This is a genomic window from Thermodesulfitimonas autotrophica, from assembly GCF_003815015.1.
GTDB classification, from domain to species: domain Bacteria; phylum Bacillota; class Desulfotomaculia; order Desulfotomaculales; family Ammonificaceae; genus Thermodesulfitimonas; species Thermodesulfitimonas autotrophica.
This window is the reverse complement of the sequence record NZ_RKRE01000003.1, coordinates 432,346-452,451: the sequence shown is the minus strand read 5'-3', so window position 1 is coordinate 452,451 and position 20,106 is coordinate 432,346. Positions and strand designations below refer to the sequence as shown.

Sequence of the window (20,106 nt, the reverse complement as noted above, 5' to 3'; positions counted from 1 at the left end):
CTCCCGTTACCTGCCGTCGCGCAGCCGGTGCCTGACATAGGGGATCAGCCCCCCCGCAGCGATTATCTCCTGCATGAACGCCGGTACCGGTCGCGCCTGGTACTCCTTCCCGGTTTCCACCACCCTAATCCGGCCCGTCGCGAGATCCACCTGGAGACGGCTTCCCGCCGGAATCTCGTCTGCCTCCGGGCACTCGAGAATGGGCAGCCCGATGTTGAAGGCGTTCCGGTAGAAGATCCGGGCGAAGCTCTTCGCCACCACGCAGGCGACGCCTGCCGCCTTGATCGCCACCGGGGCATGCTCCCGGGAAGAGCCGCAGCCAAAGTTAGCTCCGGCAACGATGATGTCCCCGGGCCGGACGCGTCCGGCAAAAGCAGGATCAGCGTCCTCCATGCAGTGACGCGCCAGTTCCGCCGGGTCGCTCGTGTTAAGGTAGCGCGCCGGAATAATCAGGTCGGTATCGACATTGTCGCCAAACCGGTGAACCATTCCCTCAAACACCTATCTCACCTCTTCCGGGCTCGCGATCCGCCCCGCAATCGCACTTGCCGCCGCCACTGCCGGATTCGCCAGGTACACTTCGCTTTCCGGGTGCCCCATCCGCCCGACAAAGTTGCGGTTGGTCGTCGCCACTGCCCGCTCCCCCTTTGCCAAAATGCCCATGTGCCCTCCCAGACACGGCCCGCAGGTGGGAGTGGAAACCGCCGCCCCGGCGGCGATGAAGGTTTCAATAAGCCCCTCCCGGAGCGCCTGGCGGTAAATTTCCTGCGTTCCGGGAATAACGATCAGCCGGACGTTCTCGTGAACCTCCTTGCCGCTTAGTACCTGGGCCGCCAGCCGCAAGTCGTCGAGCCGGCCGTTGGTGCAGGAGCCGATCACCACCTGGTCGATGGTGATGTGGGTAGCCTCGCTTACCGGCCGGACGTTATCGGGCGAGTGCGGGAAGGCTACCAGAGGCTCCAACCCCGTGACGTCGTACTCGTAAATCTCCTTGTACTTGGCGTCCGGATCACTCGTATAGACCCGGTAAGGACGGCGCGCCCGCGCCGCTACGTAGGCTTCGGTCTTCGCGTCGGGAGCAATGATGCCGTTCTTGGCGCCCGCCTCGACCGCCATGTTGCACATTGTAAACCGACCGTCCATTGACAGATTTTCGATCACCGGGCCGGTGAACTCCATCGCGCAGTAAAGCGCCCCTTCCACCCCAATGTCACCGATCGTGTGGAGGATCAGGTCTTTGCCCCCGACCCACGGCCCCAGCTCACCGTTGTAAACAAACTTAAGGGATTCCGGCACCTTGAACCAGGTCTCTCCCAAGGCCATTGCCGCCGCCAGGTCCGTAGAGCCGACCCCGGTAGCGAAGGCCCCGAGCGCCCCGTAGGTGCAGGTGTGGGAATCGGCACCGATGATCACGTCCCCGGGCCCCACCAACCCCTGTTCCGGCAAGAGACAGTGCTCGATCCCCATCCGCCCTACCTCGAAATAGTGGGGCAGCGCGTGCTCCCGGGCAAAGTCGCGGACCACTTTGGCCTGCTCCGCCGATTTGATATCTTTGTTCGGGGTAAAGTGGTCGGGAACCAGGACCACTGCCGCCGGATCGAAAACCGGTACCCCAATCTTTTCGAATTCTTTTATCGCCAAGGGGGCCGTAATATCGTTCGCCAACAGCACGTCGACCTTGGCACTGATAAGCTCCCCAGGCTCAACAAATTCCTTGCCCGCATGCGCTGACAGGATCTTTTCGGTAATGGTCTGGGCAACACGCTGCACTTTTTTCACCCCGCAAATTCGTTCAACGTTTAGCGTCTAGCGTTATGGCTCTATCCGGGGGCCGTTTACGTCCACCGCCATCTTGTTCAGGGCATCGATGTACGCCCGGGCACTCGCCTCAAGGACGTCGGTACTTAAGCCCCGCCCCAGGAAGGTTTTCCCTTTTTCATTTTTCACCCTCACGGTGACGCTGCCTACCGCGTCCTTGCCCCCGGTAACGGCATCGATCCCGTACGATTCGAGGGTGCACTTAATGCCGGTAATCTTATCGATCGCCTTGTAAATCGCATCCACCGGCCCGTTACCACAGGCCGCCTCCTCCACCAGACTCTCGCCCACTTTCAGTCCGACCGTCGCCGTCGGCACTATCGTAGTGCCGCTCGAGATGTGCAGGTAATGAAGCTCGTAGGTCGGGGCGACGCGCCCCATTTCTTCCTCCACAAGAGCTAACAGATCGTCATCGGTAATCGTTTTCTTCCGGTCGCAAAGCTCCTTGAAGCGCGCAAAGGCCGTATTGAGCTCCTCTTCGGATAGGCTGTAGCCAAGCTCGGCCAGGCGCGTTTTGAAGGCGTGGCGGCCCGAATGCTTCCCGAGAACCAGCGTCGACTTCGGGATGCCAATGACCGTAGGGTCGATGATCTCGTAAGTCGTCCGCTCCTTCAAAACCCCGTCCTGGTGGATACCTGATTCGTGGGCAAAGGCGTTTTTGCCCACGATTGCTTTGTTGGGCTGCACCGTCATGCCGGTCAGAGCGGCAACGAGCTTCGAAGTCCGGTAGATTTCTTCGGTTCTGATGCCGGTAATCATCCCGTAGAGCGGCCGCCGGGCGTAGAGCCCCATCACCAACTCTTCGAGGGCGGCGTTCCCGGCTCGCTCGCCGATCCCGTTTATCGTTACCTCCGCCTGCCGGGCGCCGTTTTTAATCGCCGCCAGGGTGTTGGCTACCGCCAGGCCGAGATCGTTATGGCAGTGGACGCTTATCGTTACCTTCTCAATCCCCGGCGTTTTTTCCCGGATCGTCCTGATGAGCTCCCCGAACTCCTCCGGCACCGCGTAACCGACCGTATCCGGAATGTTCAGCACGGTAGCTCCCGCCTCGATGGCCACCGCCAGAACCTGGCAAAGGAAGTCAGTGTCGGAGCGGGACGCGTCCTCCGCCGAAAACTCTACGTCGTCGGTGTACCGTCTGGCCCGCCGTACCGCTTCCCGCGCCGCCTCCAGCACCTGTTCCCTGCTCATCCGGAGCTTGTGCCGGAGGTGGATGTCGGAAGTGGCGATGAAGGTGTGGATGCGGGGCGCTTCCGCCTCCCGCAAGGCCTCCCAGGCCCGGTCGATATCCCCGAAGTTAGCCCGCGCCAGCGCGCAGATGCGCGCGCCCCTCACGTTCTTGGCAATCTCCGCCACCGCCGCGAAGTCGCCCGGAGAGGCCACCGGGAAACCGGCCTCGATCACGTCCACCCCTAACTTGACGAGCTGCCTGGCGATCTGCAATTTTTCCTTCACGTTGAGGCTCACGCCCGGAGACTGCTCGCCGTCCCGGAGCGTGGTATCGAAGATGTAAACTCTCTCCATCCTGCTCTCCTCCAAAAGAACCTAAGAGTCGACCGCTTCATCCAGGCCGTGACCCGATAGAACCATCGGCAGCACGTTCTCCTCCGGGTCAACCAGGCAGTTGACCAGAACCGGCCCCTCCCGCCCTAAAACCTCCCCCACGACGGCATCGAAGGCCGCCGCCGTCTCTACGGTATGGGCGGGAATGCCGTAGACACCGGCAAGAGCGGCAAAATCGGGGCAGAAAGCAAAGTCCACCGCGGAATACCGCCGGTTGCAGTAGAACTCTTGAAGCTGCCGGACCATGCCGAGCCGCCGGTTGTTGATAATGAAAATCTTGACGCCGGCTCCCTGCTCCGCCAGGGTGCCGAGTTCACTCATCGTCATCTGAAAGCCGCCGTCGCCGCAGACCAAGATTACCTGCTTCTCGGGACGGCCGAGTTTGGCACCGATCGCCGCCGGCAGCCCGTAACCCATACAGCCGAGTCCGCCTGAGGTAATGAGCGTCCGCGGGTGCTTGAAAGTATAGTACTGCGCCACCCACATCTGGTGCTGGCCCACATCGGTAACGACAATGCTCTCACCCGCCGTCAGCGCGCTCAGCCTTTCAATCACGTACTGGGGTTTAAAACCGCCGGTGCGGTCGTAGCTCAGCGGGTAATCCCGCCGGTAACCGGCCACCGTAGCCAGCCACTCCTCGTTCTTCCGGGGTGATAAAAGCAGCAGCAGGGCCTCGAGAACCTGTTTCACGTCGCCGACTATCGGCAGGTGCGGCCGAACATTCTTCCCTATCTCCGCCGGGTCGATGTCGATATGGATCACGCGGGCGTTGGGCGCGAACTTTTCCACCGCGCCGGTAACCCGGTCCGCAAACCTGGTGCCAAGCGCAATGAGCAAATCGGCGTTGGTGATCGCTAAGTTCGCACAGCGCGTCCCGTGTAGCCCCGCCATCCCTAAAAAGAGCGGGTGGTCGCCCGGAAAACCGCCAAGGCCCATCAGTGTTGCGGCAACGGGCGCCTGAATTGTTTCGGCAAGCCGGCGCACCTGCGCCGCTGCTTCCGCGCTAATCACGCCACCGCCGATGAGAAGCACCGGCCGGGTGGCCTCGGAAATCAGCCGCGCCGCCTGAGCGATCTGCGTCGGGTGTCCCTTGTAGGTTGGCCGGTAGCCCTTCAACTCCACCTTGTCCGGGTAATCAAACCTGATCCTGGCGCCCGTGACATCCCGGGGGAGGTCAACCAGCACCGGTCCCGGCCTTCCCGTGCGGGCGAGGTGAAAAGCCTTCTTAATAACGCCGGGAACGGCAGCCGGATCTTTAACTAAAAAGTTATGCTTAGTGATGGGCATAGTAACCCCGAAAATATCAACTTCCTGGAAGGCGTCGGTGCCGACCTGACTCGTCGGCACCTGTCCTGTAAAAAGGACCACGGGGACCGAATCCATGTAGGCGGTGGCAATCCCCGTAACCAGGTTTGTGGCCCCGGGACCAGAAGTCGCAAAACATACCCCCACGCGCCCCGTGGCGCGGGCATAACCGTTCGCCGCGTGGACCGCGCCCTGTTCCTGCCGGACCAGGACGTGCTTGATCCCTTTGGCGCTGTAGAGCGCGTCGTAAACGGGGAGGATGGCGCCACCCGGATATCCGAAAACAAGGTCCACCCCTTCTTTTTCCAGGCACCGGATGACCGCTTCGCCGACCGTGATCACTGATAACACTCCCTCTGAGCCGCCGAAAAACTTCGTCTGGCTTTTAAAAGAATCCAGAACATCCTTACCTGGAATTCGCGGCGCGAATTCCCTCAAAAAGAAGCCGACTTCCGACCTCCTGCCGCCAACCTCTATTTCTTCAGCCAGGACATCATCTTCCGGAGTTCTTTACCTACGCGCTCGATCTGGTGTTCACGCTCGCGCCGGCGCATCGCCTTGAGCACCGGCTGGTTGGCCTTATTTTCCAGGATCCACTCGCGGGCAAACTGGCCACTCTGGATCTCGGCCAGCACCCGCTTCATCTCTTCCCGTACCCGCTGGTCAATGATCCGCGGCCCGGTCCGGTAATCGCCGTACTCCGCGGTATTGCTGACCCGGCAACGCATTTCCGTGAGACCCCCTTCGTAAATGAGGTCCACAATAAGCTTCAGCTCGTGAAGGCATTCAAAATAGGCAATCTCCGGCGCGTAACCAGCCTCCACAAGGGTTTCGAAGCCCGCCTTGATGAGCTCCGCCACCCCGCCGCAGAGAACGCACTGCTCGCCGAAAAGGTCGGTCTCCGTCTCTTCGCGAAAGGTAGTTTCGAAAACTCCCGCCCTTGTTAACCCAATGGCCTTCGCGTAGGCTAGCGCAAGGTCCCGCGCCCGGCCGGAATAATCCTGGTAGACGGCGATAAGTCCCGGAACGCCGGCTCCTTCGGTATAAAGGCGACGCAGCATCGGGCCCGGGCTTTTCGGCGCCACCATAAAGACGTCCACCTCTTGCGGCGGCACGATCTGGCCGAAATGGATGTTGAAGCCGTGGGAAAACATCAGGGCCTTGCCCGCCTTAAGATGAGGCGCTATTTCCCCTGCGTAGACCTCGGCCTGCTGCTCGTCGGGTATGAGCATCTGGATGATGTCGGCTTCTCTGGCCGCTTCGCCAATAGGCGCCGTCGCCAGCCCATCCTCCCGCGCCAGCTCTGCCGAGGAACTCCCCGGCCGCAGCCCCACGATGACCTTTACCCCGCTGTCCTTGAGGTTTCGCGCCTGGGCCCTCCCCTGGCTCCCGTAACCGATAACCGCTACCGTTCGCTCCTGCAAGATACTCAGGTCCGCATCCTGATCATAGTAAATCCGGATCACGCTTCCGCCTCCCTGCCGTTAGTAATGATATCCTTTGTTCCCCGAAGCATGGCTACTTTCCCCGTCCGCACCATCTCGCGGATTCCGAAGGGCTTGAGGGCGTTGACCAAGGCGTTAATCTTCCCCTCGTCCCCCGTAACTTCCACTACCAGGGTCTTGCGACCGATATCCACGATGTGCGCCCGGAAAATTTCCACGATCTGAATAATCTCCGCCCTTTTCGATGGCTCGGCGTTCACCTTGATGAGCGCTAATTCCCGGTCCACGTACTCCATCCTGGTCACGTCCTGGACCTTGATGACCTCGACCAATTTGCGCAACTGCTTCGTGACCTGCTCGAGCACCCGGTCATCCCCCGCCACCACAATGGTCATCCGGGAGATTGCCGGGTTCTCCGTCTCGCCAACCGCCAGGCTCTCGATGTTAAAACCCCGCCTGCCGAAAAGGCCGGCTACCCGGGCCAGCACGCCGGGATTATTTTCCACGAGCACCGCAAGGGTGTGGCGCATAAGACTCCCCCTTTTTAACCGAGCATCTTCCTGAGCGACTCGCCGGGCGGCACCATCGGCATCACGTTTTCCTCGCGGTCGATGATGAAGTCAATGAAGACCGGCTTCGGCGAAGCGATGGCCTGCTCGAGTGCCGGTCTCACTTCCGCGGGCTTGGTGACCCGGATGCCCTCGGCGCCGTATGCCTCCGCCACCCGTACAAAGTCGGGGTTGTAAAGCTCGGTGTAGGAGTAGCGCCGCCGGAAAAAGAGCTCCTGCCACTGGCGCACCATCCCGAGGAAACCGTTATTCATAATCGCCACGTTAACCGGCAGGTCGTAACTCACCGCCGTCGCCAGCTCCTGAATGTTCATCTGGATCGAGCCGTCCCCGGCGATATCGAAAACAACCTCTTCCGGACAGGCCACCTGCACCCCGATAGCCGCCGGGAAACCAAAGCCCATCGTCCCAAGGCCGCCCGAGGAGATAAAGGAACGGGGCCTGGTAAAGGTATAAAACTGGGCCGCCCACATCTGGTTCTGCCCCACCTCGGTGGTAATGCGGGCCTCACCTTGGGTTAGGTGATAGAGTTCCCGGATGATAAACTGGGGTTTTAAGCCGTCCTCCTCGTAGGAGAGCGGGTATTCCTTCCGCCACCGGTCGATCTTTTCGAGCCAGGCCGGATGGGAAGCGACTTCAAGCACCTTCAGGAGCGCCTGGAGCACCCGCCGCACGTCGCCGATCACCGCCACGTCCACCCGGACATTTTTTCCCATCTCCGCCGGGTCAACGTCGATGTGGATAATCTTCGCTTCCGGCGCAAAGGTCTCCACCTTTCCCGTAACCCGGTCGTCAAAGCGCGCACCGATAGCGATGAGCAGGTCGCATTCGCAAACGGCGTAGTTCGCGTAGCGCGTGCCGTGCATCCCAAGCATTCCGAGCGAAAGCGGGTGGTTGCCAGGAAAACCACCGATACCCATCAGCGTCGTCGTTACCGGCGCCATTATCAGTTCCGCTAACCGGCGCAGCTCTTCGCTCGCCCCGGAACTCACCACCCCACCGCCCGCGTAGATCACGGGGCGCTCGGCGGTCGCGATGAGGCGCGCTGCCGCGAGCACCTGCTCTGGATCCGGGTCGACCACCGGCCGGTAGCCTGGCAGCTCTACCGGACCCGGTTCGACGTACTCGCACTGGGCGCCGGAGACGTCGCGCGGGATATCGACGAGTACCGGTCCCGGACGACCGGTAGTGGCGATATAAAAGGCCTCCTTGACTGTGCGGGCAAGCTCCCGGACATCTTTCACCAGGTAGTTATGCTTGGTAATCGGTAGGGTTATTCCGGTAATGTCCGCCTCCTGAAAGGAGTCGCGCCCGATAAGCGGCGTAGGCACCTGTCCGGTGAAAGCCACTAACGGGCTCGAATCCATAAACGCCGTGGCGATCCCGGTCACCAGGTTTGTTGCTCCCGGTCCCGAGGTGGCGATGCAAACTCCGGGACGGCCGGTGGCCCTGGCGTAACCATCGGCAGCGTGTGCCGCCGCCTGCTCGTGACGGGTCAGGATGTGTTGGATATCTGCGTCGTAAAGGGCGTCGTAAATCGGCAGCACCGCCCCCCCAGGGTAACCGAAGATCGTATCTACGCCCTCTTTTTTCAGCGACTCAACCAAAATCTCTCCGCCGGTTAGCCTCAAAAAGTCCACCTCCGTCCGTCAAATAAGCCTGAACTTTACGACCGCCCGCAACCCGGGGCGAAAACCGCACCACTGCTCGCCGACGAAACCTGTCTGGCGTAACGCCCCAGGTACCCGTGCGTGATTTTCGGCGCGAAGGGCGGCAGGGCCGCCAGCCGCGCTGCTATCTCCCTTTCCTCAAGCAGTACCGTGAGCCGCCGGGCCGGGATGTCAATCTCAATCATATCCCCATCCCGCAAAGCGGCAATCGGACCGCGGGCCGCCGCCTCGGGAGAAACATGGCCGATCGAGGCCCCGCGGGTAGCCCCCGAAAAGCGCCCGTCCGTCACCAGCGCCACGTCCTTGTCCCTTCCCAACCCCGCCAGGGTTGCGGTCGGGGTGAGCATCTCGCGCATCCCGGGCCCGCCGCGCGGCCCCTCGTAACGGATCACAATAACGTCGCCGCTTTGGAAGTTTCCGTTCATGATCGCGCTAACCGCTTCTTCCTCGCTATCGAAGACGCGCGCCGGCCCCCGGTGGCGCAACATTTCCGGGGCAACCGCTGATTGTTTTACCACCGCACCTTCCGGCGCCAGGTTGCCAAAAAGGATTGCCAGCCCCCCGGTAGCGCTGTAAGGGTCGTCTACAGGGCGGATCACCTCCGGGCGCCGCACCGCGCGGTCTTTTATATTCTCTTTAAGCGGCTTCCCCGTAACCGTCAGGGTTTCGCCGTCAATCAGCCCCGCCGCAAGCAGGAGATTCATCACCGCCGGGATGCCCCCCGCCTCGTCCAGATCCTGGAGGTGGAAGGGGCCCGCCGGGCTCAAACGGCAGAGGTTCGGGGTTCTATCACTCAGTTCGTTGATCGCCCGCAAATCGAGCTTTACCCCGGCCTCGTGCGCTATCGCCGTAAGGTGGAGGATGGTGTTGGTGGAGCAGCCGAGCGCCATATCCACCGTCAACGCATTCTGGAAGGCCGCCGGCGTCAGGATCCGGTCGGGAGTCAGGTTCTCCCGGACAAGCTCCACCACCTGCATCCCGGAAAGCTTCGCCAGTCGCCGCCGGGCCGCGGTCACCGCGAGGATCGTCCCGTTACCCGGCAACGCCATCCCGAGTGCCTCCGTCAGGCAGTTCATGGAGTTGGCGGTAAACATGCCCGCGCAGGAACCGCAGCCCGGGCAGGCAGCTTCTTCGAGTTCCGCCAATTCTTCCGGCGCCATCCGTCCCGCTTTCACCTGCCCTACGGCCTCAAAAACATTGCTCAAAGATACGTCCCGGCCCCGGAAGCGCCCGGCCTGCATCGGTCCGCCACTTACCACGATTGCCGGTATATTGAGCCGGGCGGCGGCCATCAGCATCCCGGGCACGATCTTGTCGCACGCCGTCACTAACACCAGCCCGTCAAAGGCGTGGGCCTCCACCATGGCCTCGATGCTGTCGGCAATAAGCTCCCGGGAGGCCAGGGAGTACTTCATTCCCCTGTGGTTCATCGCAATGCCGTCGCAAATACCGATGGTCGGGAACTCGACCGGTACCCCGCCGGCCATGCGCACCCCCGCCTTCACCGCCTCGGTAATATCCCGCAGGTGGATATGGCCCGGGATGATTTCGTTGAAGGAGTTTACCACCCCGATGAGCGGCCCGCTAAGCTCCCGGTCAGTGAAACCGAGGGCCTTGAAAAGCGAGCGGTGCGGCGCTTTTTCCAGCCCTTCCCTGACGATATCGCTCCGCAAAATCATACCTCCTCACGTCCGTTGCTCTTCCGGCATCACCCGCAGGCTATAAGCGCCCGGGGCCACCGGAACTTATTCGGGGTAAATCGCCGGCCCGTCAACCTTCGTCAATTCCCGGAAGGCGTGAATCAGCTCCCAGGTCACCGCCCCGGGCCGCCCGTCGCCGATGGGGCGGCCGTCAACCTTGACCACCGGGATGATCTCCGCCGCCGTTCCGGTAAGGAAGCACTCGTCGGCAATGAAAATATCGTGGCGGGTAAAGGTCTTCTCAAAAACCGCCATCCCTTTTTCCCGTGCCAGCGCCATTACGGTGTTGCGCGTTATCCCCTCGAGGATGCCGAGGTGGGGCGGCGGCGTGATGAGCTTACCATTTTTTACAATGAAAATGTTATCCCCGGTAGCCTCGGCCACATAGCCGTCACTGGTAAGCATGATTGCCTCCTGAACACCGTAAAGCCCTGCCTCGATCTTGGCCAGGATGTTATTCAAGTAGTTCAGTGATTTGATGCGCGGGTTCAGCGCCTCCGGCACGTTCCGCCGCGTCGGCACCGTGATCACTTCCAGCCCTTTCTCGTAAAACTCCGGCGGGTAGAGCTGAATGGTGGCCGCGATGCAGAAAACCGTCGGGCGCGGGCACTTCTTGGGGTCGAGCCCCAGGTCCCCCCGCCCCCGGGTGACCACGAGGCGAATATACCCGTCCCGGATGTTGTTCCGGCGGCAGGTTTCGAGAACCACTTCCTGCATCTCTTCCCGCGAAAGGGGAATCTCGAGAAGGATCGACTTGGCCGATTCGTAAAGCCTGTCGATATGCTCCTTGAGCTTGAAAACCCGGCCGTGGTAAGCCCTGATGCCCTCAAAAACGCCGTCCCCGTAAAGGAGACCGTGATCGAAAACCGAAACCACCGCCTTTTCCTCCGGGAGATACTCCCCATCCAGATAGATCGTAAGCCCCATCTTACCGCCTCCACGCCAAAAATTTAAACCAAAGCCTCCCGCCCCTTGTCCAGCCCGGACGTAACGCTGGCCAGGGACGAGAGGCTAACCTCCGCGGTACCACCCCGATTGCCGCCACCTCGCAGTGAAACGGCCCCTTTGTGTGTGCTTAAGAGCACACGGTTTTGGTAACGGGAAACCAACCCGGCAAAGACTACTCGGGCAAAACCTTTCGCCTTCCGGCTCCGGGGTGATAGGAAAACCGCCACTTTGCACCGGCTTTCACCCTGCCCGGCTCGCTGTCGCAAAGCCCTGCGGCTCCGGTCCCCTTCCTTGCCTTTGACCGCTATAATTTCCCCAAAGTATACAAAAAACAACAGCGGCGTGTCAAGTAGGCAAAACCGGTATTCGCCGCCCTACAGGTACCGCACCACCAGGTCGCCCACCTCGCTCGTCGAGTAGCCCATCCGGCCCGCAGCCAGACTCTTCAAATGCTTGGCACAAACCGTTTGGACCGCCTGTTCAATCCGCGCCGCCGCTTTCCTCTCGCCGAGTTCCTCCAACATCATCGCCCCCGCGCAGATGGCCGCAAGGGGGTTGATAACGTTCTGGCCCGCGTACTTCGGCGCCGACCCGCCGATCGGCTCGAACATCGAAACGCCTTCCGGATTGATGTTACCGCCGGCGGCGATGCCCATCCCGCCCTGGATGATCGCGCCCAGGTCGGTGATGATATCGCCGAACATGTTATCCGTAACGATAACGTCGAACCAGTCCGGGTTTTTGACCATCCACATACAGGTCGCGTCCACGTGGGCGTAATCGCGCTGGATATCGGGAAATTCCGCACCTACCTGGTGAAAAACCCGCTCCCACAGGTCGAAAGCATAGGTAAGCACATTCGTCTTGCCGCAGAGGGTAACCTTTTTCTTTTTGTTGCGCCGGCGGCAGTATTCGAAGGCGTAGCGAATGCACCGCTCAACCCCTTTGTAGGTGTTGATCGAGGTTTGGATCGCCACCTCGTCCTGCGTACCCCGCTTCAAAAAGCCGCCCGCACCGCAGTAAAGGCCCTCGGTATTCTCCCGCACCACCACAAAGTCAATATCGGCCGGGCCCTTATCCTTAAGCGGCGTCTCCACACCTTCGTAGAGCTTTACCGGACGCAGGTTAATGTACTGGTCGAGCTCAAAGCGCAGCCGCAGCAGAATCCCTTTCTCCAGGATGCCGGGCTTCACGTCCGGGTGACCGATTGCGCCCAGGTAGATAGCGTCAAACTGGCGCAGCTCGGCCAGAGCCGTATCGGGAAGCGTCTCGCCCGTCCGTAGGTAACGCTCCCCACCGAAATCGTAGGTCACGGCCTCGAACTTAAAACCTTCCAGTTCCGCAACCGCCGTCAGCACCTTCATTCCTTCCCTTATCTGCTCCGGACCGGTACCGTCGCCGGGAATAACCGCGATCTTATACACCAAACCCTTACCTCCCGCGGATAGACTTTTTAAATTGGGTGAAATTTTACCTCCTGCCGGATATTCTGTCAAGTAAGCGCCGGCAAAAGATGGTTTCAACGCGCCGGCGCGGCAAAAAGCATACGCCACCGGGAAGAAAAAGAAGGCCAGCAGTAGGCCTTCAAGGGATGGGGGTCAAGGATATATTCTGATTTAGCAAAATTTAGGATGTCGTCCGCAATTTAAATTCCGAAAACCGCTTAACCCTCACCGGAACGTTCCTGCAGCTCAAAGTTCAGGAACCGCTCCCGCACCTCTTCCTCCTCAAGATCCCCAAAATGCTCGATTATCTCTTTTTCCTTAAGAAAAAGCTCGCGACCCTGGGCATCGGAGATCTTGTACCACTTTGTCCCCGGCACCGGAAGCAGCCGGAGACCCGCCGTCTGAAACACATCAAAAACCCTGGCCAGGCGACTCACCGGAGGCACCCCCCTTCGGTGAGTTTGTGAAAATGATTACTTGCACTTTTTAGTATAAACGAAACGCGGCGGGGTGTCAATCCTTACCGCAACAAATTTTTTAAAGTTTCGATTCTTTCCCTTGTAAGGTCCGGCGCCGGTCCGCCGGGCACCCGGCGCGCTTTGAGCGACGCCTCCAGGCCGACTGCGGCAAACACGTCGGCGTCGATCACCGCAGCAAACTGCCGGTACTCTTCGAGGGTCAGTTCCTCGAGGGTTTTCCCGCGCTCCAGGCAGTAAAGGACCACCCGACCGACAACCGCGTGGGCGTCACGAAACGGCAGCCCCTTGCGCACGAGGTACTCCGCCAGGTCGGTAGCCGCAATAAAGCCGGCACGCGCCGCCGCAGCCAGTCGCTCCCGGTTTACCTTCATGGTGCGTAAGAGCGGCCCGAAAACCGTAAGGCACGCCTTTAAGGTGTCCACGGTATCGAAGAGCAGCGGCTTGTCCTCCTGAAGGTCCTTATTATAAGTGAGAGGCAGACCCTTGAGCAACAGCAACATCCCCGTGAGGTTCCCCACCACCCGGCCCGTCTTGCCCCGGCAGAGCTCCGCCACGTCCGGGTTCTTTTTCTGGGGCATCATGCTCGACCCGGTGGCGAAAGCATCGTCAAGTTCGACGAAGCCGAACTGCGGGGTGCTCCAGAGGATGATCTCCTCTGCCAGACGGCTCAGGTGAACCATCGTCAGCGCAGCGGCCGCACAGAACTCCACCACGAAATCCCTGTCGCTTACCGCGTCCATACTGTTTGCGGCCACGGCTTCAAAACCCAAGAGCTCCGCCACGTAGGCCCGGTCAAGAGGGAAGGTCGTGCCCGCCAGGGCCCCAGCACCTAAGGGCAGAACATTGGTCCGCCGGTAACAATCTGCTAGGCGAGCGTCATCACGGGTGAACATCTCGTAGTAGGCAAGCAGGTGGTGGGCGAAAGTCACGGGCTGTGCCGGCTGGAGGTGCGTGAAGCCCGGCATCAGCGTCTCCACGTGCTCCGCCGCCACGTCGACCAGAGCACGCCGTAGCTCTTTTAGGAGCTGCCGCACCGCATCAATCTCGTCGCGCAGGTAAAGGCGCAGGTCCGTGGCAACCTGGTCGTTCCGGCTGCGGCCGGTATGGAGCTTTTTCCCTACTTCCCCCACCCACCTGACCAGCAGGGCTTCCACTAAAGAGTGGATATCCTCTTCCCCTTCGGGCTGCACCTTCCCGGCCGCAAATTCCGCGTAAATCTTCGCGAGCCCCTTTATAATTGCCTCACCCTCGTCCGGCGCCAGCACCCCGACCTTCACCAGCATCTGCGCGTGTGCCTGGCTCCCTTTAATGTCGTAGGGCCACAGGCGGAAATCAAAGGAAAGGGAATCTTGAAACTCCCGCACCCGCCGGTCCGTTTCTTTCTGAAACCGACCACCCCACAGCGTGCCCACGCTTTCCCCTCCCGTTACTTTTTCACCAACGCTCGCACTTTCAGCGGTAGGCCGAAGAGATTGATGAAACCGGTGGCGTCCTTATGGTCGTACATCTCGTCCCGCTCGAAGGTAGCCAGGTCCTTAAGATAAAGCGAATGGGGCGACCAGATGCCCGCCGGAGAGATCGTCCCCCGGTAAAGCTTCAGACGCACCCGCCCGGTCACCGTCCGGCAAACGGAGGTCACAAAGGCATCGAGAGCCTCCCGGAGTGGCGAAAACCAGAGCCCGTCATAGACGAGTTCCGCGTACTTGAGGGCTACCATCTCCTTGAAGTGCAAGGTGGCCCGGTCGAGGGTCAATCGTTCGAGTTCCCGCAAAGCGTAAAAGAGCACCGTTCCGCCAGGCGTTTCGTAGACGCCCCGGGACTTAATCCCCACCAGCCTGTTCTCCACCATATCCACGATGCCGATGCCGTGCTTGCCACCGATTTCGTTTAAGCGCTCTACCAGCGTCACCGGGTCCAGCCGCGTCCCGTCGAGCCCAACCGGCGTGCCGGCTTCAAAGTCGATGGTCACGTAGACGGGCGCCGCTGCTGCTTTCTCTGGGGGGAGCGTTAAAAGATAAAGGTCCGCGGGCGGCTCGTTCCCCGGGTCTTCAAGATCCCCGCCCTCGTGGCTCAGGTGCCAGATATTCCGGTCCATGCTGTAGGGACGCTCCTTAGTTACCGGGACCGGGATACCCCGGGCCGCCGCGTAAGCGATCGCCTCTTCCCGCGAGCGGATGTCCCACAACCGCCAGGGGGCGATCACCTTCAGGTTGGGGTCGAGCGCCGCCACACTGACTTCAAAGCGGACCTGGTCGTTACCCTTCCCCGTAGCCCCGTGGGCCACCGCCTCGGCCCCCTCACGGTGCGCAATCTCCACTAACTTCTTGGCGATGAGCGGCCGGGCCATCGAAGTGCCGAGAAGGTACTTACCCTCGTAGACCGCTCCCGCCCGCAGACAGGGGAAGACGTAGTCGGTCAGAAATTCCTCCCGCACGTCGACGATGTAAACCTTGCTGGCACCGCTTTTTAAAGCCTTGGCTTCAAGGGGTTGGAGCTCCTCGCCCTGGCCAAGGTCACAGGCCATCGCCACGACCTCGTAGCCGAAATTCTCCTTGAGCCACGGAATGATGATCGACGTATCGAGCCCGCCCGAGTAAGCTAAAACCACCTTTTTGCTCATCCGAAAGATCCTCCTTAAAAATAACGGCCCCAAATACAGCAGATAGAAGCAAAACTTACGGCCACAAAATATTAAACGTTGAACGTCAAAACCTAAAGCACCAGCGCCAGCAGCGCCTTCTGGACGTGGAGCCTGTTTTCCGCCTCGTCCCAGACCCGGCTCGCCGGTCCGTCGATCACCTCGTCGGCGACCTCCTCGCCCCGGTGCGCCGGGAGGCAGTGGAGGAAGATGCAGTCCGGCCGCGCGTGACGGAGCAGGGAAGCGTTCACCTGGTAGGGCCTAAAGATGCGGACCCTCTCAGTGTGCTCCGCCTCCTGGCCCATGCTCGCCCAGACATCCGTCACGACAACATCTGCTTCCCGCACCGCTTCCACCGGGTCATTGAGCACCTCGACCTTGCTCCCCGCAGCCGCCTCCTTCGCCGCCGCCACAATCTCCGGGTGAGGCTCGTAGCCCGGCGGTGTAGCCACCGCGATATCCATCCGCACCCGCGGCGCCGCTAAAAGCAACGAATGACAAACATTGTTGCCGTCCCCAACCCAGGCGACCTTTAACCCCTCAAACCTGCCCTTGGCCTCGAGAATGGTCATCAGGTCGGCCAGGATCTGACACGGATGCTCCCAGTCGGTGAGCCCGTTGATCACCGGAATGGTCGCCGCTTCGGCCAGCGCAACCACGTCTTCCTGGCTGAAGGTCCGGATCATGATCCCGTCTACGTAACGGGAGAGAACCCGCGCGGTATCAGCGATTGTCTCCCCGCGGCCAAGCTGCAGGTCCTGCGCGTTGAGATACAGCGCGTACCCCCCTAACTGGTACATCGCCACCTCAAAGGATACCCGGGTGCGCGTGGAGGGCTTTTGAAAAATCATGGCTAACGTCTTGCCTTCACAGAGGGTATGCCGGTCTCCTCTGTACCTAGCCTCCTTCAGCTCCCGGGCGATATCGATCATCGCTCTGATCTCTTCGCCTGTAACGTCACCAATCGAAAGGAAATCCCGGCCGTGGAAGCGCTTACGCAACGAGGCAAACATTGTCTTAACCCCCTAAGGATTTAATTCTATCTCCCGTACCGCCGCGGTTAGAGCCGCCTGCAAAATCGCCACGGCGCGGTCGACATCCTCCCGGCTGATAGTCAGCGGCGGCACAAAACGCAAGGTATCCTCTTTCACCGCGTTCACAATCAGGCCGCGCTCCTGGCACAGAGAAACCAGCTGCTTCGCCGGCACCTTTACTACCACGCCGAGCATGAGTCCGAGGCCCCGCACCTCGGTTATCAGGCCGCTTTGCGCGCGGAGCCTTTCCAGGGCCTCCCGGAAATAGCTTCCCACCCGCACGGCGTTGGCGACTAGCCCCTCCTCTTCTATCGCCCGCAGCGCCGCCAGCGCCGCCGCCGCCGCCAGCGGGTTCCCCCCAAAGGTCGAAGCGTGGTCCCCCGGCGCAAAGGCAGAAGCAACCTCTTCCGTCGCCAGGAGCGCCCCGATCGGAAAGCCACCACCAAGGGCCTTCGCCAGACAGGTGATGTCCGCCGTAACCCCGTAGTGCTCCTGCGCCAAAAACCGTCCGGTCCGCCCTAAACCACACTGCACCTCGTCAAAAATTAGGAGTGCCCCCCGCTGCTGACAAATCTCCCACGCAACCCGGATAAATTCGTCTGTTGCCGGATAAACCCCGCCTTCACCCTGAACCGGCTCCAAGAGAACCGCCGCCGTTTTATCGGTAACCGCGGCTTCAAGCGCCGCCACGTCGTTAAAAGGAACGTACCGGAACCCGGGCACTAACGGCTCAAAACCCTGGTGGTACTTGGGCTGCCCGGTCGCGGTCACGGCACCGTAGGTGCGGCCGTGGAAGGAATTGAGCGCCGTCACGATCTCAAAGCGCCCTTCGCCCCACCTCTTCTTCGCGTATTTCCGGGCGAGCTTTAAAGCCCCCTCCACTGCCTCGGCCCCGCTGTTACAAAAGAAGACCCGGTCGTAAGGTGTGTGCTCCACCAGCCACCGGGCGAGCATGGTCTGGGGCACCGAGTAGTAAAGGTTGGAGCAGTGCATGAGTACCCCGGCCTGCTCCCTAATAGCCGCCACAACCCGGGGGTGGCAGTGGCCTAAAGAATTCACCGCCAGACCGGCAACGAAGTCAAGGTACTCCCTACCAGCCGCATCCCAGACCCTAACCCCAGCGCCGCGCACCAGGACCAGCGGAAGGCGCCCGTAAGTTTTCATTATATATTTATCGGCCAGCGCCACAACCTCTCGCGGCGAGAACCCCGCAGAATTTTCCGCTGCCAACCGGCTCCCTCCTTATTTTAAAAAAGTTACCGTTCAAGGAAGCACCATCGTGCCGATGCCCTCGTCCGTGAAAACCTCGAGGAGAATGGCGTGCAAAACCCGGCCATCGAGGATGTGGGCCCGCTTCACACCGCCCTTGATCGCCGCCGCACAGCATTCGAGCTTGGGGATCATTCCCCCGGAAATCTTCCCGGAAGCCACCAACTCCGGAATGTCGTCCACCCTTAACACCGAAATGACCGAACCTTTATCCGCCGGATCACTCAAGATCCCCTCCACATCCGTGAGGATGATGAGCTTGTCGGCCCCAAGAGCCTCAGCAATTTTCCCCGCTACCGTATCGGCGTTGATGTTGTATCCCTCGCCGTCGGGTCCCAGGCCAATCGGGGCCACTACGGGAATGTACCCCTGTTGGATGACGCTCAGCAGCAGGTCGGGATTCACCTGCGTCACCCGGCCCACAAAACCGAGGTCCTGCTCGACCTCACTGCCGTCGGCTAGCCGCACCTTCCCCGGTTTCTTCGCCGCCATGACCAAGTTGGCATCCTTCCCGCAAAGCCCCACTGCCCGTCCGCCGAGGCGGTTGATAAGCGCGGTAATTTCTTTGTTAAGCCGGCCGAGAACCATTTCTACAACCTCCATCGTTTCGGCGTCCGTTACCCGGAGGCCGTTGACGAAGGAGGTCTCTTTTCCAAGACGCTTCAGCATCTTCGAGATATCCGGTCCGCCGCCGTGGACTACTACCGGATGCATCCCGACATACTTCATCAGCACGAGGTCGGTCATCACCGCCCGCTTCAGCTCGCAGTTGAGCATCGCGTGACCGCCGTACTTCACGACGATAATCTTGCCGTAAAACTTTTTTATGTAGGGCAGGGCCTCAACCAGAATCCCCGCCTTCTCCTGTGCCGTTAAAACCATTGCCTCGCCCCGCTGTCTTAAAAATTTTGCCTCTGTCGCGCAAGACGCACCGATGATTCTTCTACGTTCTGTAGCTGGCGTTGATTCTTACGTAATCATACGTCAGATCGCAGCCCCACGCTACCGCAGCGGCCGCGCCCTCGTTGAAATCAACCGTTATCACCACCGGGTCTTGTTCCAACTCCCGGCTCGCCCTCTCCTCAGAAAAGGGAAGTCCCGCCCCACCTGCGGCCACCTGTTCTGCACCTATAAAGATGGCGACTTTCGCCGGGTCGAAGGCCGCGCCGGAATAACCGGCAGCGCAAAGGATGCGGCCCCAGTTAGCGTCCCGCCCGAAAACCGCCGCCTTCACTAAATTGGAACCGGCAATCGCCCGAGCCGCCAGGCGCGCGTCCGCAAGCGTCCTAGCGCCTGTAACCCGGACCTCGATAAGCCGCGTGGCCCCCTCGCCGTCCCGGGCGATTTTTTTCGCCAGTTCGGTGCAAACCGCGGTGAGCGCCGCCACAAAGTCGGCGTATGCTGGCCCCGCGGCGGTGAGCTTCGGGTTCCCCGCCATGCCGTTGGCTAAGACCACCACCATGTCGTTGGTGCTCGTATCCCCGTCAACCGTAATCATGTTGAAGGAGGCGTCGACCGCTTCTTTCAGCGCCCGACGCAGAAGCTCGGCCTCTATGGCCACGTCAGTGGTGATAAAGGCGAGCATCGTCGCCATATTCGGGTGAATCATCCCCGATCCCTTCGCCATCCCGCCGACCGCGCAGGTGCAGCCGCCTACGGAAAAGCGGACCGCTGCCTCCTTAGTGACGGTATCGGTGGTCAGGATGGCCTCCGCAGCGGCGGCGTGGCCCGCCACGCCCAGCGCCGCCGCCGCCGCCGGCAGCGCCGCCGCGATTTTCCCGAGTGGCAGGCGCTGCCCGATCACGCCGGTAGAACTCACCAGCACCAGTTCCTCCGGCAGTTCCATAACGGCAGCCGCAAGCCGGGCCATCGCTACCGCGTCCGCGTAGCCTTCCTCCCCGGTGCAGGCATTGGCATTACCGCTGTTAACCACCACCGCCTGGGCCACACCCCGCGCCAGCCGCGCAGCCGTTACTAAGAGCGGGGCGGCCTTCACCCGGTTGGTAGTGAAAACACCCGCCGCCGCTGCCGGCACCTCGCTGTAAATAAGCGCCAGGTCTTTTTTCACTTTCTTAATCCCCGCGGCCACCCCGCTTGCCAGGAACCCCTTGGGCAGGGTAACGCCGCCCGCGAACCACTCCACTATCGATCTGCCTCCCGAACTCGCTATGGAAAGCGCACCTTTTCCTTCTGAGGGGAAACCTTCCTCGTTATTTAATAGCC

17 protein-coding genes are annotated in these 20,106 nt (G+C 60.9%); all 17 read right to left on the bottom strand.

The window, feature by feature from the left end; translation table 11 throughout:
• Window positions 1-6: 6 nt before the first annotated feature.
• The 17 genes from EDD75_RS09760 to argJ all read right to left on the bottom strand — a co-directional run bounded on the left by EDD75_RS09760 (window position 7) and on the right by argJ (window position 20,026).
• On the bottom strand, window positions 7-489 hold the full coding sequence (locus EDD75_RS09760) for a 3-isopropylmalate dehydratase small subunit (RefSeq protein ID WP_123932012.1): 483 nt from the start codon (window positions 487-489) through the stop codon (window positions 7-9).
• Window positions 490-501: 12 nt separating this feature from the next.
• A complete protein-coding gene (gene leuC, locus EDD75_RS09755) occupies window positions 502-1,770 on the bottom strand; it encodes a 3-isopropylmalate dehydratase large subunit (RefSeq protein ID WP_123931551.1) in 1,269 nt (422 codons plus the stop codon).
• 42 nt (window positions 1,771-1,812) lie between these two features.
• Window positions 1,813-3,342, bottom strand: a complete 1,530-nt coding sequence (locus EDD75_RS09750; RefSeq protein ID WP_123931549.1) for a 2-isopropylmalate synthase — start codon at window positions 3,340-3,342, stop codon at window positions 1,813-1,815.
• Window positions 3,343-3,363: 21 nt separating this feature from the next.
• On the bottom strand, window positions 3,364-5,028 hold the full coding sequence (gene ilvB / locus EDD75_RS09745) for a biosynthetic-type acetolactate synthase large subunit (protein ID WP_123931547.1): 1,665 nt from the start codon (window positions 5,026-5,028) through the stop codon (window positions 3,364-3,366).
• A 131-nt stretch (window positions 5,029-5,159) separates the two neighbouring features.
• On the bottom strand, window positions 5,160-6,152 hold the full coding sequence (ilvC, locus tag EDD75_RS09740) for a ketol-acid reductoisomerase (protein WP_123931545.1): 993 nt from the start codon (window positions 6,150-6,152) through the stop codon (window positions 5,160-5,162).
• On the bottom strand, window positions 6,149-6,661 hold the full coding sequence (gene ilvN / locus EDD75_RS09735) for an acetolactate synthase small subunit (RefSeq protein WP_123931543.1): 513 nt from the start codon (window positions 6,659-6,661) through the stop codon (window positions 6,149-6,151). Before ilvN ends, ilvC begins: the two co-directional genes overlap by 4 nt.
• 14 nt (window positions 6,662-6,675) lie before the next feature.
• Window positions 6,676-8,331, bottom strand: coding sequence for a biosynthetic-type acetolactate synthase large subunit (gene ilvB / locus EDD75_RS09730; RefSeq protein ID WP_123931541.1), 1,656 nt, complete (start codon window positions 8,329-8,331; stop codon window positions 6,676-6,678).
• A 35-nt stretch (window positions 8,332-8,366) separates the two neighbouring features.
• Window positions 8,367-10,043 carry a dihydroxy-acid dehydratase gene (ilvD, locus tag EDD75_RS09725; RefSeq protein WP_123931539.1) on the bottom strand — a complete coding sequence of 559 codons (1,677 nt, stop codon included), beginning with the start codon at window positions 10,041-10,043 and terminating at the stop codon, window positions 8,367-8,369.
• A 72-nt stretch (window positions 10,044-10,115) separates the two neighbouring features.
• A complete protein-coding gene (gene ilvE, locus EDD75_RS09720; protein WP_123931537.1) occupies window positions 10,116-10,997 on the bottom strand; it encodes a branched-chain-amino-acid transaminase in 882 nt (293 codons plus the stop codon).
• Window positions 10,998-11,392: 395 nt separating this feature from the next.
• A complete protein-coding gene (locus EDD75_RS09715; protein WP_245963169.1) occupies window positions 11,393-12,442 on the bottom strand; it encodes a 3-isopropylmalate dehydrogenase in 1,050 nt (349 codons plus the stop codon).
• Window positions 12,443-12,681: 239 nt separating this feature from the next.
• Window positions 12,682-12,900 (bottom strand): hypothetical protein, encoded by a 219-nt coding sequence (locus tag EDD75_RS09710; RefSeq protein WP_123931535.1) that lies wholly within the window; start codon window positions 12,898-12,900, stop codon window positions 12,682-12,684.
• An 83-nt stretch (window positions 12,901-12,983) separates the two neighbouring features.
• Window positions 12,984-14,354 (bottom strand): argininosuccinate lyase, encoded by a 1,371-nt coding sequence (gene argH, locus EDD75_RS09705; protein ID WP_123931533.1) that lies wholly within the window; start codon window positions 14,352-14,354, stop codon window positions 12,984-12,986.
• A gap of 14 nt (window positions 14,355-14,368) precedes the next feature.
• Window positions 14,369-15,562, bottom strand: a complete 1,194-nt coding sequence (locus EDD75_RS09700; protein ID WP_123931531.1) for an argininosuccinate synthase — start codon at window positions 15,560-15,562, stop codon at window positions 14,369-14,371.
• Between the two features lie 92 nt (window positions 15,563-15,654).
• On the bottom strand, window positions 15,655-16,593 hold the full coding sequence (gene argF / locus EDD75_RS09695) for an ornithine carbamoyltransferase (protein ID WP_123931529.1): 939 nt from the start codon (window positions 16,591-16,593) through the stop codon (window positions 15,655-15,657).
• 12 nt (window positions 16,594-16,605) lie between these two features.
• Window positions 16,606-17,778 (bottom strand): acetylornithine transaminase, encoded by a 1,173-nt coding sequence (locus EDD75_RS09690; RefSeq protein WP_123932007.1) that lies wholly within the window; start codon window positions 17,776-17,778, stop codon window positions 16,606-16,608.
• A gap of 99 nt (window positions 17,779-17,877) precedes the next feature.
• A complete protein-coding gene (gene argB / locus EDD75_RS09685; protein WP_123931527.1) occupies window positions 17,878-18,765 on the bottom strand; it encodes an acetylglutamate kinase in 888 nt (295 codons plus the stop codon).
• 61 nt (window positions 18,766-18,826) lie between these two features.
• Window positions 18,827-20,026: a bifunctional glutamate N-acetyltransferase/amino-acid acetyltransferase ArgJ gene (argJ, locus tag EDD75_RS09680; RefSeq protein ID WP_123931525.1), complete on the bottom strand. Its 1,200-nt coding sequence runs from the start codon at window positions 20,024-20,026 to the stop codon at window positions 18,827-18,829.
• Window positions 20,027-20,106 lie beyond the last annotated feature (80 nt).

What these genes read in the sequence shown, in the direction of transcription:
- EDD75_RS09760 (WP_123932012.1), bottom strand. Translation starts at nt 489, where the DNA reads ATGGTTCACCGGTTTGGCGACAATGTCGATACCGACCTGATTATTCCG.
- EDD75_RS09750 (WP_123931549.1), bottom strand. Translation starts at nt 3,342, where the DNA reads ATGGAGAGAGTTTACATCTTCGATACCACGCTCCGGGACGGCGAGCAG.
- ilvN (WP_123931543.1), bottom strand. Translation starts at nt 6,661, where the DNA reads ATGCGCCACACCCTTGCGGTGCTCGTGGAAAATAATCCCGGCGTGCTG.
- ilvE (WP_123931537.1), bottom strand. Translation starts at nt 10,997, where the DNA reads ATGGGGCTTACGATCTATCTGGATGGGGAGTATCTCCCGGAGGAAAAG.
- EDD75_RS09700 (WP_123931531.1), bottom strand. Translation starts at nt 15,562, where the DNA reads ATGAGCAAAAAGGTGGTTTTAGCTTACTCGGGCGGGCTCGATACGTCG.
- argF (WP_123931529.1), bottom strand. Translation starts at nt 16,593, where the DNA reads ATGTTTGCCTCGTTGCGTAAGCGCTTCCACGGCCGGGATTTCCTTTCG.
- EDD75_RS09690 (WP_123932007.1), bottom strand. Translation starts at nt 17,778, where the DNA reads ATGAAAACTTACGGGCGCCTTCCGCTGGTCCTGGTGCGCGGCGCTGGG.
- argB (WP_123931527.1), bottom strand. Translation starts at nt 18,765, where the DNA reads ATGGTTTTAACGGCACAGGAGAAGGCGGGGATTCTGGTTGAGGCCCTG.